4 protein-coding genes are annotated in these 15,154 nt (G+C 75.1%); 2 read left to right on the top strand and 2 right to left on the bottom strand.

Annotated features, from left to right (window positions below):
* Window positions 1-83: 83 nt before the first annotated feature.
* Both ACIBBH_RS31710 and ACIBBH_RS31705 read right to left on the bottom strand, forming a co-directional pair.
* A complete protein-coding gene (locus tag ACIBBH_RS31710; protein ID WP_399410513.1) occupies window positions 84-602 on the bottom strand; it encodes an RNA polymerase sigma factor in 519 nt (172 codons plus the stop codon).
* A gap of 101 nt (window positions 603-703) precedes the next feature.
* Window positions 704-2,050: a condensation domain-containing protein gene (locus ACIBBH_RS31705; RefSeq protein WP_399410511.1), complete on the bottom strand. Its 1,347-nt coding sequence runs from the start codon at window positions 2,048-2,050 to the stop codon at window positions 704-706.
* A gap of 475 nt (window positions 2,051-2,525) precedes the next feature.
* On the opposite strand from ACIBBH_RS31705, the gene ACIBBH_RS31700 reads away from it, so the two are divergent.
* Together ACIBBH_RS31700 and ACIBBH_RS31695 are read left to right on the top strand one after the other, a co-directional pair.
* Window positions 2,526-11,264 (top strand): amino acid adenylation domain-containing protein, encoded by an 8,739-nt coding sequence (locus ACIBBH_RS31700; protein ID WP_399410509.1) that lies wholly within the window; start codon window positions 2,526-2,528, stop codon window positions 11,262-11,264.
* Entirely contained in the window at window positions 11,257-15,060 is a 3,804-nt protein-coding gene (locus ACIBBH_RS31695) for a type I polyketide synthase (protein WP_399410507.1), read from the top strand. Before ACIBBH_RS31700 ends, ACIBBH_RS31695 begins: the two co-directional genes overlap by 8 nt.
* The last annotated feature ends 94 nt before the right edge of the window (window positions 15,061-15,154 follow it).

The following is a 15,154-nucleotide window of genomic DNA, read 5'->3' as shown; positions in this document are numbered from 1 at the left end:
AAGCCCGTCCCCCGGCGAGGGCCGTGGCCGTCAGGGATGACGCCACGGACCTCGCCGTACGGTCGTGCCGAGGCCGACCAGGTTCACGCCGCCGACGGCTGCCAGGCCTCCTGGAAGCGGCGCCGGGCGCGAAAGAGGCGGGAGCGCACGGTGCCCACGGGCAGTTCGAGCACCTCCGCCATCTCCTCCTCGTTGAGGCCGTAGGCGCGCAGGGTCAGGACCTGCCGGTGCGCCCGGGAGAGGCGGTCGAGCACATCGGTGATGTGCACGGCGTCCAGCGGGTTGGCCTGGTGCTGCGACTCGACCTGGGAACAGGTCTGTTCCTCGCCGAAGCGCTTGGCGGTACGCACGGCCTCGCGGACCGTCACCGCGCGCACCCACCCGTAGAAGGCCACCGGTTCGCGCAGTGTGCCCAGTCCGCGGTAGATCGCGAGCAGGGCCTCCTGAGTGGCGTCGGCCGCGTCGTCGCGGGTGATGGAGCGGCAGATGCGGGCGACGTAGGGCGTGATGTGGTTCAGCAGGTGGTTCATGGCGTGCTCGTCGCCCGACTGGGCGCGCGGCAACAGCGTAACGGGGGACGGGAGTTCGCTGACGGTGGACATGTCGGAGGAGGACTCCTTACGGCAACCGGGCGTGTACGGGAGGGGGGCAGCCCTCGTTCGGGGGCGTGGCGGCGGTCGACCCGCCAGCGGGAAGGCGGTGTTCAGCTCACGTCCGCGGTGGCGGGCTCGCGCCGTGCCTCGGACGCGAAGGCGAGGAGGCCGTCGAGCACCTCGTCGCGGAAGGCCCGCATGAAGGACGGGCTGAAACAGGCGGTGTAGTGCGGAAACTCGATGGACAGGCGGCCTTCGAAGGCGACCACGCACGCCATGACGGGGCTGCGTCCGGCCTGCGGGAAGTAGTTCTCTCGGCCCGGCACCAGGCGGACGTCGACGGCGCGCAGACCGTCGGGCAGGCGGGGCCCGGGGACGACCCCCATGTTGGTGACGATGACCGTGGCCAGTTGGAGGGCGGGGTTGCGGGGGATCTCCTGGGTGATGCGCATCTCGTGGAAGTGGCCGCCACTGGCGATGAAGTCGCTCACCCGCGCGTGGACGGTGCGCGCCAGACCCAGCGGGTCGGAGGTCTCGGACACGTCCAGGGTCTGCAGGTGCGTGGTGACCGCCGGCACCATGGCGGACGCCGGCAGCGGCGGCGTCATCCGGGAGCGCAGGTCGACGGGAGACAGACAGCCCAGGGTGCGCGAGCCGTCGCCCACCAGTCGCCGTCGGGCGGTGGCCAGCAGGGCGGCGGCGATGAGCGCGTGCACGGACACGCCCGCCTGCCGTGCCCTCTCCCGCAGGCGCGCGGTGCGGTCGGCGTCCAGGGTCAGCCGGCGCACCTCGATGTGCCCCTCGTCGTCCCCCTTCCCCGTCCCACCGGCCGACGCCGCTTCCGGGGTGCGCGCCACGTCGTAGCGCACCAGCTCGACCGGGTTCTCCTTGGCCTGCGCGATGCGGGCGTCGAGGTACGCGGCGGTGTCCGCCTCGTCGGCGGGCGGCAGCAGCGCGCTGACGGGCTCGGGCCAGTCCGGGGTGTCCGAGGCGTCGGCGTCGGATCGCCCGGTCTGCGGCCGTTCGTCGGCGACGAGCGAGCGGTAGTGGTCCCACAGCGTGTTGTGGAGCGTGATGCTGCTGTGCCCGTCGGTCACGGTGTGGTCCACCACCAGGACGAACAGGTGCTCCTCTTCGTCCGGTGCGCTGACCAGGACCGCGCGCGACAGCGGGCCGCCCACCGTGACGGGCCTGTTCAGCTCCGTCGCGTAGGCCTCCTCCAGGTCTCCGGTGCGCGTCTCCAGGCGGGGCCGCTCGGTCTCGTCGAGCAGGGCCAGCGCATGGCCGGTGCCGTCCGCCACGATGCGGGAGCGCAGGGTCGGGTGGGCCTGCGTCACGGCGTGGAACGCGGCGGCCAGCGCCTCGACGTCGACGCGTCCACGCAGCGTGCAGGACAGCACGGCCCTGCTGCGCTGGCCCACGTAGAGCGTCTCAACCGGACACAGCGGACGGTGCATGGCGGCAGCCCTCTTCTCGATCGTCCAACGGGTGGGCCCTGGGGCGCGGTCGGCCTGTCGCCGGAATGCGGCCGCGGGCGTCGGGAGTCGCGTTCGAGGGTGCACCGCGCGCCGTCGCCGAATCCACCCGAGAGGCCTTCGGAAAGGGAAGTCGGGTGATTTCCCTAGAAGTTCGTGTCGTATGCGCACTCCCCGGCCCGGCGTTCTTTGGGGAATTCCCTGAATTGCCGTCCGTGGACCGGCACCGTCTTGACCGGCCCGACCGCGGTGGCGCACCGTGATGTGCCGTAGAACCGGAGCCAGGATGACGCGGGTTCACCGGGCTCCCGGCGTGCGACCTCCCTTTTCCCGCTTCGTGGGCCGGCCCGGCGCGCAGTCACACGCGAGGGCGGCACGAGGCGGTGGCCGCACCGCTCCGATCCGGTCGTGCCGTCGCCGGCCGGGACATTTCGGCTTGCCACGTGAGGGTTGTGCTATGTCACTCCAGCAGGACGAGCGGCGTCCGCTGTCCGGGGCCCAGGAGGGTCTCTGGTACGCCGGGCGGCTCGTGTCGGACAGCGCCGCGTACAACACCGGCGAGGCGGTGGAGATCCACGGGCCGCTCGACACCGGCCTGTTCGAGACCGCGTTGCGCCGCACGGTCGCCGAGGCGGATACCTTCGCCCTGCGGTTCGTCGACACCGAGGACGGCCCCCGCTGCCACCGGGCCGCGGACCCGGACGACTGGCCCCTGCACCACGTCGACGTCCGTGACGCCGACGACCCCCAGGCGGCCGCCTGGAACTGGATCCGCGCGGACCTGGCGACCCCGGTGGACCTGGAGAAGGGACCGCTCTTCTCGCACGCCCTGCTGACGCTGGCGCCCGACCGGTTCATCTGGCTGCTGAGGGCGCATCACATCCTTCTCGACGGCTACAGCTACAAGCTCCTGGGCCGGCGCCTGGCCGAGGTGTACAACGCGCTCGCCGCCGGGCGCGAGCCGGATCCCTCCGGCTTCGCACCGGTGGGCCGGCTCCAGGAGGAGGAGGCCGCCTACCGCGCCGGTGAGCGCCACACCCGTGACCGCGCCCACTGGGCCGAGCGCCTGGCCGCGCTGCCCGAACCGGAGCGCCTCACCTCCCGTACGGCCGCTCCGACCGCTCCCTTCCTGCGCCGCACGGCCGAGTTGACGCCGTCCGAGGTGGCGGCCCTGGACGCGGCCGCCTCCCGTCTCGGCGTCGCCCGCACCGACCTGCTGGCCACGGCCACCGCCGTGTACCTGCACCGCATGACCGGCGCCGAGGATCTGGTGCTGGGCCTGGCCACGATGAGCCGCCTCGGCAGCGCCGCACTGCGCACCCCGGGCACCGCCTCCGACGTCCTGCCCCTGCGGGTGAACGCCACCCCGGGGACGGCGCTCGCCGAGGCGGCCCAGGGCGTCGCCGAGGAACTTCGCGCGCTGCGCCTCCACCAGGCCTACCGGGGTGAGTACCTGCGCCGCGACCTGGGACTGCTGGGCACCGGGCGCCGGCTGTACGGACCGGTGCTGAACATCGTCCCCTTCGACGAGTCGCCCGTGTTCGACGGCCACCCCACCACCTGGCACCACCTGTCCGGCGGCGCGGTGGAGGACCTGCAGATCTCGGTGCGGCCCGGTGCCGACGCCGGCGGTCTGTGGCTGGCCCTCGACGCCAACCCCGCCCTGTACGAGGAAGACGAACTCGCCCTGCACCGCGAACGGTTCATCACCGTGCTGCGCCGGCTGGCCGAGGCCGCGCCGACGACCGCGCTGGGCGAGCTGGACGTCCTGCTGCCGGGCGAGCACCCCCGCGACACGCCCGTCCACACGTATCCGGTCGAGCGCACCCTCACGGAGCTGTTCGAGGAGCAGGCGGCCGCCGTTCCCGGGCGGACCGCCGTCACCTGCGGCGACGTCCATCTGACGTACGCCGGGCTCAACGCCCAGGCCAACCGGCTGGCCCGGCTGCTGACCGAGCACGGCGCGGGCCCCGGCCGGGTGGTGGCGCTGGCGCTCGAGCGCGGGGTGCGGTTGCTGCCCGCCCTGCTGGCCGTCCTCAAGACCGGCGCCGCCTACCTTCCCCTGGACCCCGGCCACCCGGCCGAGCGGCTGCGGCTGGTCGTCGAGGACGCGGCCCCCGTCGCCCTGGTCACCGAGCGCGCCCACGCCCACCTGGGCGGCGCGTCGGTGCCCACCGTCCTCCTGGACGACCCGCAGGTCACGGCGGACCTCGCCGACCGTCCCGCCGGAGACCTGACCGACGCCGACCGGCACGGGCCGACGGGCCCCGCCGACATCGCGTACATCATCCACACCTCCGGCTCCACCGGCCGTCCCAAGGGCGTCCCGGTGCCGCACGCCAACGTGGTGCGCCTGTTCTCCGCCGCCGCGGAGCACTTCGCCTTCGGCCCGGACGACGTGTGGACGCTGTTCCACTCCTACGCCTTCGACTTCTCCGTGTGGGAGACGTGGGGCGCGCTGCTGCACGGCGGACGCCTCGTGGTCGTCCCCCACGCCGTCAGCCGCTCCCCCCGGGACTTCCTCGAACTGCTGCACCGCGAGGGCGTCACCGTCCTCAACCAGACGCCGTCCGCCTTCGAGCAGTTGATCGACGCCGACCTCGAACGCGGCGGTGACAGCGGGGCGTTGCGCTACGTCGTCTTCGGCGGTGAGGCCCTGCGTCCGGCGCGGCTGCGCCCCTGGGCCGACCGGCACGGCCTGGACCGGCCGGAGCTGGTGAACATGTACGGCATCACCGAGACCACCGTGCACGTCACCCACCACCGCCTGACCCGGGCCGACCTCGACGACCCGCGGCGCGGCAGCGTCATCGGCCGGCCCCTGTCCGACCTGCGCGTCCACCTCCTCGACGCCGGGGGACGGCCGGTTCCGCGCGGCGCGAGCGGCGAGATGTACGTGTCCGGCGCCGGGGTGGCCGCCGGGTACCTCCACCGGCCCGAGCTGACCGCCGAGCGCTTCCTCGACGACCCCTTCGGCCCGCCCGGCACCCGGATGTACCGCTCCGGCGACCTGGCACGGCGCCGCCCGGACGGCACCCTCGACTACCTCGGCCGTGCCGACGCCCAGGTGCAGATCCGCGGCTTCCGCGTCGAGCCGGGCGAGATCGAGTCCGTCCTCGCCGCCCACCCCCGGGTGGCCCGGGCCGCCGTCGTCGCCCGCCGCGCCGACAACGGCGCCCAGCACCTCGTCGCCTACGTCCTCACCGCGGGCGACACGCCCGCCGACCCGGCCGAGCTGCGCGCCCACGCCGCCGCCCGCCTGCCCGAGCACATGGTCCCGGCCGCCTGCGTCCCGGTCGACGCCCTGCCCCTGACCGCCAACGGCAAGCTCGACGTACAGGCCCTGCCCGCACCGGACTTCACCGCCGCCGCGTCCGGCACCCGCCCCGAGACCCCGCAGCAAGTGCTGGTGTGCGCCCTGTTCGAGGACGTGCTGAAGCTGCCCCGCGACACCGTGGGCATCGACGTGAACTTCTTCGACCTCGGCGGCGACTCGCTGCTCGCCACCCGCCTGCTGGCCCGGCTGCGGCACGACGCCGGCGCGGAGATCCCCATCACCGCTCTGTTCGAGACACCGACCCCGGCCGCGCTCGCGGCACGGCTGGCCGCCCACTCGGCCGACCCCTCCGACGCCCTGCCCCGGCCCGTCCTCGGGGCCGCCGTACGTCCCGAGCGGGTGCCGCTGTCGTTCGCGCAGGAGCGCATGTGGTTCCTGCACCGGCTCGGCGACCGGGCCGCCACCTACAACATCCCGCTCGTGGTGACACCGCCCGCCGACCTCGACGCCGACGCGCTGGAAGCGGCCCTCGGCGACCTGGCCGACCGCCACGAGAGCCTGCGCACGGTGTTCGTGGAGCACGACGGCACACCCCACCAGCGCGTCCTGCCGCCCGGCACGCGGCGCCCGCGTCTGCGCCGTGTCGACTGCCCCGCCGCGGAGAGCGCCGCCCACGTCGAGGCCGCCCTGCGCCACCGCTTCGACCTGAGCGCGGAAAGCCCCCTGGCCGCCTGGCTGCTGGGCCCGGCCGACGACCGCACGCTGCTGCTCCTGCTGCACCACAGCGCCGCCGACGGCTGGTCCCTGCGGCCGTTCGCCGAGGACCTGAGCACCGCCTACGCGGCCCGCCGCGCCGGCCGCGCCCCCGAGTGGACGCCGCTGCCGGTGCAGTACGCCGACTACGCCCTGTGGCAGCGCGCCCTGCTGGCGCCCGCACCCGACGGCACGGGCCGCCTGGAGCGGCTGACCGCGCACTGGCGCACGGCACTGGCGGACCTCCCCGAGGAGTGCGGCCTGCCCGGCGACCGGCCGCGTCCCGAGGCGCCGCGCGGCACCGGCGCCCACCTCGAGACGGTCGTGGACACCGCCCTGCACCGCGATCTGCTCGCCCTGGCCGACCGCGAGGGCGCCAGCCTGTTCATGGTGCTGCACGCCGCCCTCAGCGCCCTGCTCACCCGCTGCGGCGCCGGTGAGGACATCGTCCTGGGCACCCCGGTCGCGGGCCGCACCGAACCCGCCCTGGACCAGCTGATCGGGCTGATCACCAACACGCTGGTGCTGCGCGCCGACACCTCCGGCGACCCCGCCTTCCGCGACCTGCTCGCCCGGCTGCGCACCGCGGACCTGGCCGCCCTGGACCACCAGGACCTGCCCTTCGACCGGCTCGTCGACGAGCTCAACCCGCCCCGCCACCCCGGCCGGCACCCCCTGTTCCAGGTGATGCTGGCCCTGCAGAACAACGACCCCGCCGTCCTCGAACTCGACGGGCACCGGGCCCGGTTGCGGCCGACCGCCACCGGAACCGCGAAGTTCGACCTCTTCGTCGACGTCCTGGAACGGCACACCCCCGAGGGCGCCCCCGACGGCCTCACGCTCCACATCGAGTACGCCACCGACCTCTACGACGCCTCCACCGCCGACGCCTTCGCCCGCGCCCTGCACGACGTCCTGCGCGCGGTGAGCGCCGATCCGGCCGTACGCGTCGGGCAGTTGCCCGCGGTCCCCGAGCGCACGCCCGTCCCGTCCGGGCCGGCCGTCGCGGAGCTGGAGGCGGCCGCGCTGTCCGTGCCCGGCATCCGCGACGCCCGCGCCCTGCCCGCCTCCGACGGCCGGGCACCGCGCCTGTACGTGGTGCCGGGGCGCGCCGACGCGGCGGAACGCGTCGAGGAGGTCCTGGACCGCGCGGGCCACGGCACCGTCCGGGTCACCGCCGTCAACGCCCTGCCCCACGACGAGGACGGCCTGCTCGACACCGCCGAGCTGACCGCCCTGCCCGCCGTCGACCGCACCGCGGCGACCGCCTGGCACGAGCGCCTGACCCGCGTCCCCGGGGTGACCCACGCGGAGGTGACGGTCGAGGACGCCCCCGAGGAACTGGGCCGCCGCCACGCCGGACCCACAGACCGCGCCCCGGACACCACCGGCGCCGAGCCCACCGGCAGCAGCGCCCCGGCGTCCGCCGTACCGGCGCTCAGCGAGGGCCCCGCGCTCGTCGAACCGTCCGTCTCCAGTTGGGCGCAGGCCCTGCGCCGCGCCGCCGAGCGGGCGCAGGGCGACATCGTCCACGTCCACGCCGACGGCAGCGAGCACCGGCGCAGCTACGCCTCCCTCATCCCCGAGGCGTCCCGGGTCCTGGCCGGACTGCGCCGGGCCGGACTGCGCCCAGGCGACCAGGTGATCCTCCAGTGCGACGCCACCGAGGACTTCCTGGCCGTGCTGTGGGGCTGCGTCCTGGGCGGTTTCGTCGCCGTCCCGCTGACCGTCCCCGCCTCCTACGACACGCCCTCGGCGGCGCTGACCAAGCTGGAGGGCATCTGGCGGATGCTCGGCCGGCCCTGGATCGTGTGCTCCGCCGACCGCGAGAGCGGCCTGCGCGACCTGGCCGCCCGCCAGAACTGGCCCGGACTGCGCCTGGCCACGGCCGACGAGCTGCGCGAGGCAGCGGAGGACCACGACTGGCACCCCGCCCGGCCCGACGACCTCGTCCTGATGCTGATGACGTCCGGCAGCACCGGCCTGCCCAAGGCGGTGCGGCTCACCCACCGCAACGTGCTGACCCGCTCGGCCGCCACCGAGCAGATGAACGCGCTCGACGCCTCGGACGTGTCCCTGAACTGGATCCCGCTCGACCACGTCACCGGCGTGGTGATGTTCCACCTGCGGGACGTGTACCTGGGCTGCCGTCAGATCCACGCGCCCACCTCCTGGATCCTGCAGGACCCGCTGCGCTGGATGGACCTCGCCGACCGGCACCGGGTCACCGTCACCTGGGCGCCCAACTTCGCGTTCGGTCTCCTGGCCGAGCAGGCCGTCCGCTTCGCCGACCGGACCTGGGACCTGTCGCCGATGCGGCTGGTGATGAACGCCGGCGAGGTCGTCGTGGCCGCCGCGGTCCGCCGCTTCCTGCACGCGCTCGAGCCGTTCGGCCTGCCGCAGGACGTGATGCACCCCGGCTGGGGCATGTCCGAGACCTGTTCGGTGGTCACCGACGCCGTGCTGCCCGCCCAACCCGTCCCTGACGAGGGCACGTTCGTCAGCTGCGGCCTGCCCTACCCCGGCTTCGCCATGCGCGTCGTCGACGAGACGGGCACCGTGCTCGCCGAGGGCGACGCCGGCCGCCTCCAGGTCCGCGGCACCTCCGTGACCGGCGGCTACCACGACAACCCGGGCGCGAACGCGGAGGCGTTCACCGAGGACGGCTGGTTCGACACCGGCGACCTGGCGTTCCTGCGTGCCGGCGAGCTGTACATCACCGGGCGCGCCAAGGACGTCATCATCGTCAACGGCGTCAACCACTACAGCCACGAGATCGAGGCGTGCGTCGAGGAACTGCCGCACGTGGTGCGCAGCTTCACCGCCGCCGTGGCGGTGCGCTCCGACCCGTCCGCGCCCACCGACGAACTCGCCCTGTTCTTCCACCTCTCCCCCGAGGCCGCCGACGGGGACACCGCCGCCGCGCTGCGGGAGATCGCGGGCAAGGTGACGCGAGAGATCGGTGTCAGCCCGGCCTTCCTCGTCCCGGTCGCCCAGGACGCCGTTCCCAAGACGGAGATCGGCAAGATCCAGCGCACCAAGCTGCGCAAGAGCTTCGAGGCCGGTGCGTTCGACGAGGAGGTGCGCGCCACCCAACTGCTGCTGGGCACCGCCGCGACCGTGCCGGACTGGTTCCTGCGGCCGGTCTGGCAGCGCGCACAGCACCACGCCCCGCGGCAGGCCACGCCCGGCCGGCACACCCTGGTCCTCGCGGGCGGCGACCCCCGCTCCCTGCGGATCGCCGAGCGGATCGCCGACACCCTGCGCGCCACCGGCGAGCGCTGCACCATCGCCTCCGACGGCACGTCCTACGCCCGCCTCGACGCCGCCCGCTACCGGATCCGCTCCGGCGAACAGAGCGACCTGACCGCCCTGCTCGACCAGTTGGAGCACGACCAGCGGCCGGTCGACGCCGTGGTCCACCTCGGCGGGCTGCGCGGCAGCGACGCCCCGCCGGCGGCACCGCACGAGGAGACCGGCACGCTGTCCCTGCTCGCCCTCGCCCGGGCGCTCGCCTCCCGGACCGGACGGCAGCGCCCCGTAGACCTGGTGTACGCCACCGCGGGCGCCCGGGGCGTGCGCGCCGAGGACCGCCCCCACCCGGGGCACGCCATGGCGGGTGCCCTGCTCAAGTCGCTGACGGAGGAGTCGGGTTGGCTGCGCGGCACGCACGTCGACCTGCCATCGGACGCCGGTGCGGACGCGGCGGGGCTGCTGGTGGCCGAGGCGCGCGTCGCCGCCGACGCCGCCGAGGTGGCGTACCGCGACGGTCACCGTCATGTGCGCCGACTCGCCCCGCTGCCCGACGCGCCCCCGCGTCCGAGGCCGGCCGCCACCGACGGCTTCGCGCTGGTCACTGGCGGCCTGGGCGGCGTCGGCGGCGAGGTCGCGGCGCATCTGCTGCGCACGCCCGGCACCCGGCTGCTGGTCCTGGGCCGCACCCCCGAGGACGACCTGGACGCCCCGGCGGACGGGCCGCGGCGCGGGGAGGTGCTGCGGCGGCTGCGCGAGCTGGGCGAGGTCCGTTACGCCTGCGCCGACGTCACCGACGAGTCCCAGGTGCGCGCCGCCGTGGACGCGGCCGCCCGGGCGTGGGGGGTGCCCGTGGCCTCGGTGCTGCACCTGGCCGGGACGCTCGTCGAGCGCCCGGTGGGCGAGCTGGACGAGGACACCTGGCAGCAGGCGGTGGCGGCGAAGGCGGGCGGTGCGTGGACGCTGCACCGGCTGACCGCCGACCACCCGGTCACCTCCTTCGTCACCTTCTCCTCCGTCAACGGCTTCTTCGGCGGAGCCATGAACGCCGCCTACGCCGCCGCCAACGCCGCGCTCGACGCCCTCTCCCTCTACCGCCGGAGCCTCGGGCTGCCCGCGCAGTCCCTGGCCTGGAGCATGTGGCGCGAGCAGGGCATCAGCCGCGGCTACCGGCTCACCGCGCTCACCGAGGCCCGCGGCTACCGGCTGCTGGACGTGCCGGCCGCGCTGCGCTCCTTCGACCTGGCGCGCACGCTGGACCTCCCGCACCTGCTGGTCGGCGCCGACCGCACCGCCCCCTGGGTGCGCAGCCACGTGACGGGACCGGTGCGTCCGGTGCGGCGCCCGGCCGCGCGCGTCGGCCTGGCGGACGGCACCGACCTGGGCGCCCTGTACCGCGCGGCGGGCGACGCCGCCCGTGCGGTGGGCCTGGCCGACGACTGGGTGCTGCGCTCGGCCGGCACCACCGACCACCCCGGGCGGACCGACACCGGTGAGCGGGCGCGGCAGCTGGAGAGCAGGCTCGCCGAGGTGTGGTGCGCCGTGCTGGGCCGCGACCGGGTGGGCCTGGACGAGAACTTCTTCGACCTGGGCGGCAACTCGCTGCTGCTGGTCACCGCGCAGAGCGCCGTCAACAGCGCCTTCGACGCCGACGTGTCGGTGGTCGACCTGTTCGCCCACCCCACCGTCCGCGACCTGGCCCGCCACCTGGCGGCCACCACCGGCCCCGCCGCCGCGAAGCCGTCACCGGGGCCGGACACCGTCGGCGCCGCCCGGCCCGACGGCCCGGCCGGACCCCGGTCCGCCGGGCCCGCGCCCAGCGCTCTGGACCGCGCCAAGGAACAAGCACAACGGCAGCGAGCGGCCCGTGCCCGCCGCACCGCACGCCACGGAAAGGACCGCGGCCATGCATGACACACCCGCAGCGCACGCCGAGGAGGAGGCCCCCGCCGTCGCCGTCATCGGCATGGCGGGCCGCTTCCCCGGCGCCGACGACCTGGACGCCTTCTGGGACAGCCTGGCGGCCGGCCGGGAGTCGGTACGCCCCGTGAGCGAGGAGGAGTTCCTCGCCGCGGGCGGCGACCCGAGCGACCTCGACGACCCGTCCCTGGTGCGCATGGCCTCCGTCGTGGAGGGCATCGACCGCTTCGACTCCGGCTTCTTCGGCTACAGCCCCGCCGAGGCCGCCGTCGTCGACCCGCAGCAGCGGCTGCTGCTGGAGACCGCCTACCACGCCCTGGAGGACGCCGGATGCCTGGGCGAGGGCCGTGACACCGGGGCGTTCGGCGTGTACGCGGGCAGCGGCGACAGCCGCTACTACCCCGCCCACGTCCACCCGCGCTTCGCCGGACAGCCCGGCTCGGTCGCCCTCGTGCACGCGGCCACCGCCAACTCCCTGGGCACGCTCGCCACCCGCGTCTCCTACGAACTGGGCCTGACCGGCCCGAGCGTGTCGCTGCAGACGGCCTGCTCCACCGCGTTGGTCGCCGTGCACACCGCCTGCCAGGACCTGCTGGACCACCGGTGCGACACCGCGCTGGCGGCCGCGGTCTCCCTCAACCCGTCGGCCGCCCTGGGCTACCGGCACGTGCCCGACGGGCCGTTCTCCCCCGACGGCCACTGCCGCGCCTTCGCCGCCGACGCCGCCGGCACCTCCTCCGGCGACGGCGTGGGCGCCGTCGTCCTCAAGCGCCTGGAGGACGCCCTCGCCGACGGCGACCGCATCCGCGCCGTCATCCGCGGCAGCGCCGTGAACAACGACGGGCGCCGCAAGGTCGGCTTCAGCGCGCCCAGCGCCGCCGGACAGACCGAGGTCATCCTCGCCGCGCAGGCCCAGGCCATGGTCGACGCGGGCACCATCGGCCTGATCGAGGCCCACGGCACCGCCACCAAACTCGGCGATCCCATCGAGGTGGCGGCGCTCACCGAGGCGTTCCGGCACAGCACCGACGCACGCGGCTTCTGCGCCCTGGGGTCGGTCAAGACCAACATCGGCCACCTGGGGGCGGCCGCCGGCATCGCCGGGCTCATCAAGGCCGTGCTGGCGCTGGAGCGTCGTCAGATTCCGCCGAGCCTGCACTTCGACCGGCCCAACCCGCTCATCGACTTCGACTCCGGCCCCTTCCGGGTGCCGACCGCCCTGGAGGACTGGCCGGAGCACGAGCACCCGCGCCGGGCCGCCGTCTCCGCGTTCGGCATCGGCGGCACCAACGCCCACGTCATCCTGGAGGAGGCGCCACCCGCCGCGCCCGCCGCGCCGCGCCCGCCCGAGGACGGCCGTCGCCTGGTGCTGCCCCTGTCCGCCCGCACCGCCGGCGCCCTGCGCGGCCAGGCCGACGCCCTCGCCCGGCACCTCGAACGCCGTGCCGATCTGCGCCTGGACGACGTCGCGCACAGCCTGCGCACGGAACGGCCCGCCCTGCGCCACCGCCTCACCGTCACCGCCTCCTCCCGCGAGGAGGCCGTCGACGCCCTGCGCTCCGCCGCGCCCGTCACCCCGCCCGCGGGCGACGACCCGGCCCGGGTGGCGTTCCTGCTGCCGGGCGGCGGCACCCAGTACCCCGGCATGGGGGCGGAGCTGTACCGCGAGAACGCCGTGTACCGCGACACCGTCGACGAATGCGCGCGCATCCTGCGGCCCGTCCTCGGCGGCGACCTGCGCACCACGCTCGTCGAGCGCCGCCCGGGCGACGACACGGACGCCTTCCTGGGCCTGGTGGTGACCGAGTACGCGCTGGCCCGCACGCTGATGGAGGCGGGCGTACGTCCGGACGCCCTCATCGGCCACTCGCTCGGCGAGTACACGGCGGCCTGTCTGGCCGGGGTGATCGACCTGGAGGAGATGCTGCCGCTGGTCACCGAGCGCATCCGGCTGATCAGCTCGGCGGGCGGCGCCACCACCGGCGTCGCCGCTCCGGTGGAGGACATCCTGCCGCTGCTCGACGAGCAGTTGTCCCTGACCGCCGTCAACGGCCGCACCGCGTGCACCGTCGCCGGGCACCTGGACGCCGTCGCGCGCTTCGAGGCCGAACTCACCCGACGGGACATCCCCTTCCGCCGGCTGCGCATCCCCGTCGCCGCCCACTCCCACGTCCTGGACCCGGTCCTGCCCGCCTTCGAGCACCACCTGCGCCGGGTCACCCTGCGCCCGCCGCGCATCCCCTACGTCACCAACGTCACCGGCGACTGGATCACCGACGCCCAGGCCACTTCCGTACGGCACTGGCTGGACCACACCCGGCACACCGTGCGGTTCGCCGACGGCATCGCCGCGCTGTGGGACCGCCTGCACCCGGTGCTCGTGGAGATCGGCCCCGGGGACACCCTGACCAAGCTGGCCGGCAACCGGCTCGCCGACCGGGCACCGGTGACGGTGACCACCATGCGGCACGCCAAGGCCGAGGCGGCCGACGGCTTCGTCCTCGCCGAGGCCCTGGGCCGGCTGTGGAGCGCGGGCGTCGACAGCGCCCTGCCGCCGGCGCCGGACACCGCCCGACGGGTGCCGCTGCCGCCGTACGCCTTCGAACGCCACCGGCACTGGATCGACGCGCCCGGTGCCCGTACGGACACCACCGTGTCCGACGGCCCGGCCGCGGCACCGGCCGGCGCCGCTCTCGCCCCGCGCCCCCGGCTGACGACGCGTCACGTACCGCCGCGCACCGACCGCGAGCAGGCGGTCACCCGGCTGTGGGAGGAGACCCTCGGCATCGGCGGCATCGGCGTGCACGACAACTTCTTCGACCTGGGCGGCGACTCCATGCGCGCCGTGCTCCTGGCGGGCCGGCTGCGCCAGACGGGCGTCCTCGACGTGCCCGCCGCGAAACTGCTGGCCGCGCCCACCATCGTCGGACTGCTCGCCGAGGAACCGGCGGACGCGACGCCCGACACGGCTCCCGCCACCGCGCTGGGCCCGCTGCTGCCCCTGCGCGCGGAGGGCACCGCCGTCCCGCTGTTCTGCCTGCACCCCGGGGCGGGCGTGTCCTGGCGCTACACCGGCCTGCTCCCCCACCTCGGCGGCGACCAGCCCGTCTACGGCGTCCAGGCACTGGGTCTGGACGGCACCCGGCTCCCCTCGCCGGACGCCGCGGCGATGGTCACGGCGTACCTCGACGTGGTGCGCCAGGTGCAGCCGCACGGCCCCTACCGGCTGCTGGGCTGGTCCTACGGCGGCTTCGTGGCCCACGCCATGGCCTGCGCGCTGCAGGAGGCCGGGGAGCGGGTGGACCTGCTGGCCATGCTCGACGCACCCCAGCCGCACGGCACCGCCCACGACCCCGAGACGGCCGAACGCCAGGTCGCGGCGCTGCTGTCCCGGGTGGCCGGCCTGCCGGTGGCACCGGGGGCCGGGGCGGCGGACGTGGAGCGGGTCCTGGACCGTATCGAGGCCGACGCGCAGAGCGCGCCGATCACCCGGGAGCAGGCCGCCGCGATCGCCACGGTCATGCGCAACAACCTTCGGATCGCACCGCAGTTCGCGCCCGGCCGCTTCCGCGGCGACGTGCTGTTCTTCAGCGCGGCCGAGGAACCGGTCACGGACTTCTCGGGCGACCTCGCCGTCCAGCCGGGCAAGGCCGACGCCTGGCGCCCGTACGTCGACGGCACTCTCCACGACCACCAAGTCCCGTGCGGACACTACGAGATGACCGAGCCCGAGCCGATCGCCCGCATCGGCGAAACGGTCGCCAAGGCCCTGCGCGCCCTGAGCCACTGAACCCCGGCCGCAGGCCGAGCCGGCTCGGCCACCCGGACCGCCCCCGTACGCCCGACCGTCCACCCGAGTACGCCCGACCGTTCAGGAGACGCCA

Origin of the sequence: Streptomyces sp. NPDC051636 (assembly GCF_044453765.1) — a bacterium.
Taxonomy (GTDB): Bacteria; Actinomycetota; Actinomycetes; order Streptomycetales; family Streptomycetaceae; genus Streptomyces.
The sequence above is the reverse complement of the archived record's forward strand: the minus strand, read 5'-3'. Positions and strand labels throughout refer to the sequence as shown.

Bases quoted from the DNA above. Each gene is read 5' to 3' on its own strand.
- ACIBBH_RS31710 (WP_399410513.1), bottom strand. From the start codon at position 602: ATGTCCACCGTCAGCGAACTCCCGTCCCCCGTTACGCTGTTGCCGCGC.
- ACIBBH_RS31700 (WP_399410509.1), top strand. From the start codon at position 2,526: ATGTCACTCCAGCAGGACGAGCGGCGTCCGCTGTCCGGGGCCCAGGAG.
- ACIBBH_RS31695 (WP_399410507.1), top strand. From the start codon at position 11,257: ATGCATGACACACCCGCAGCGCACGCCGAGGAGGAGGCCCCCGCCGTC.
- ACIBBH_RS31705 (WP_399410511.1), bottom strand. From the start codon at position 2,050: ATGCACCGTCCGCTGTGTCCGGTTGAGACGCTCTACGTGGGCCAGCGC.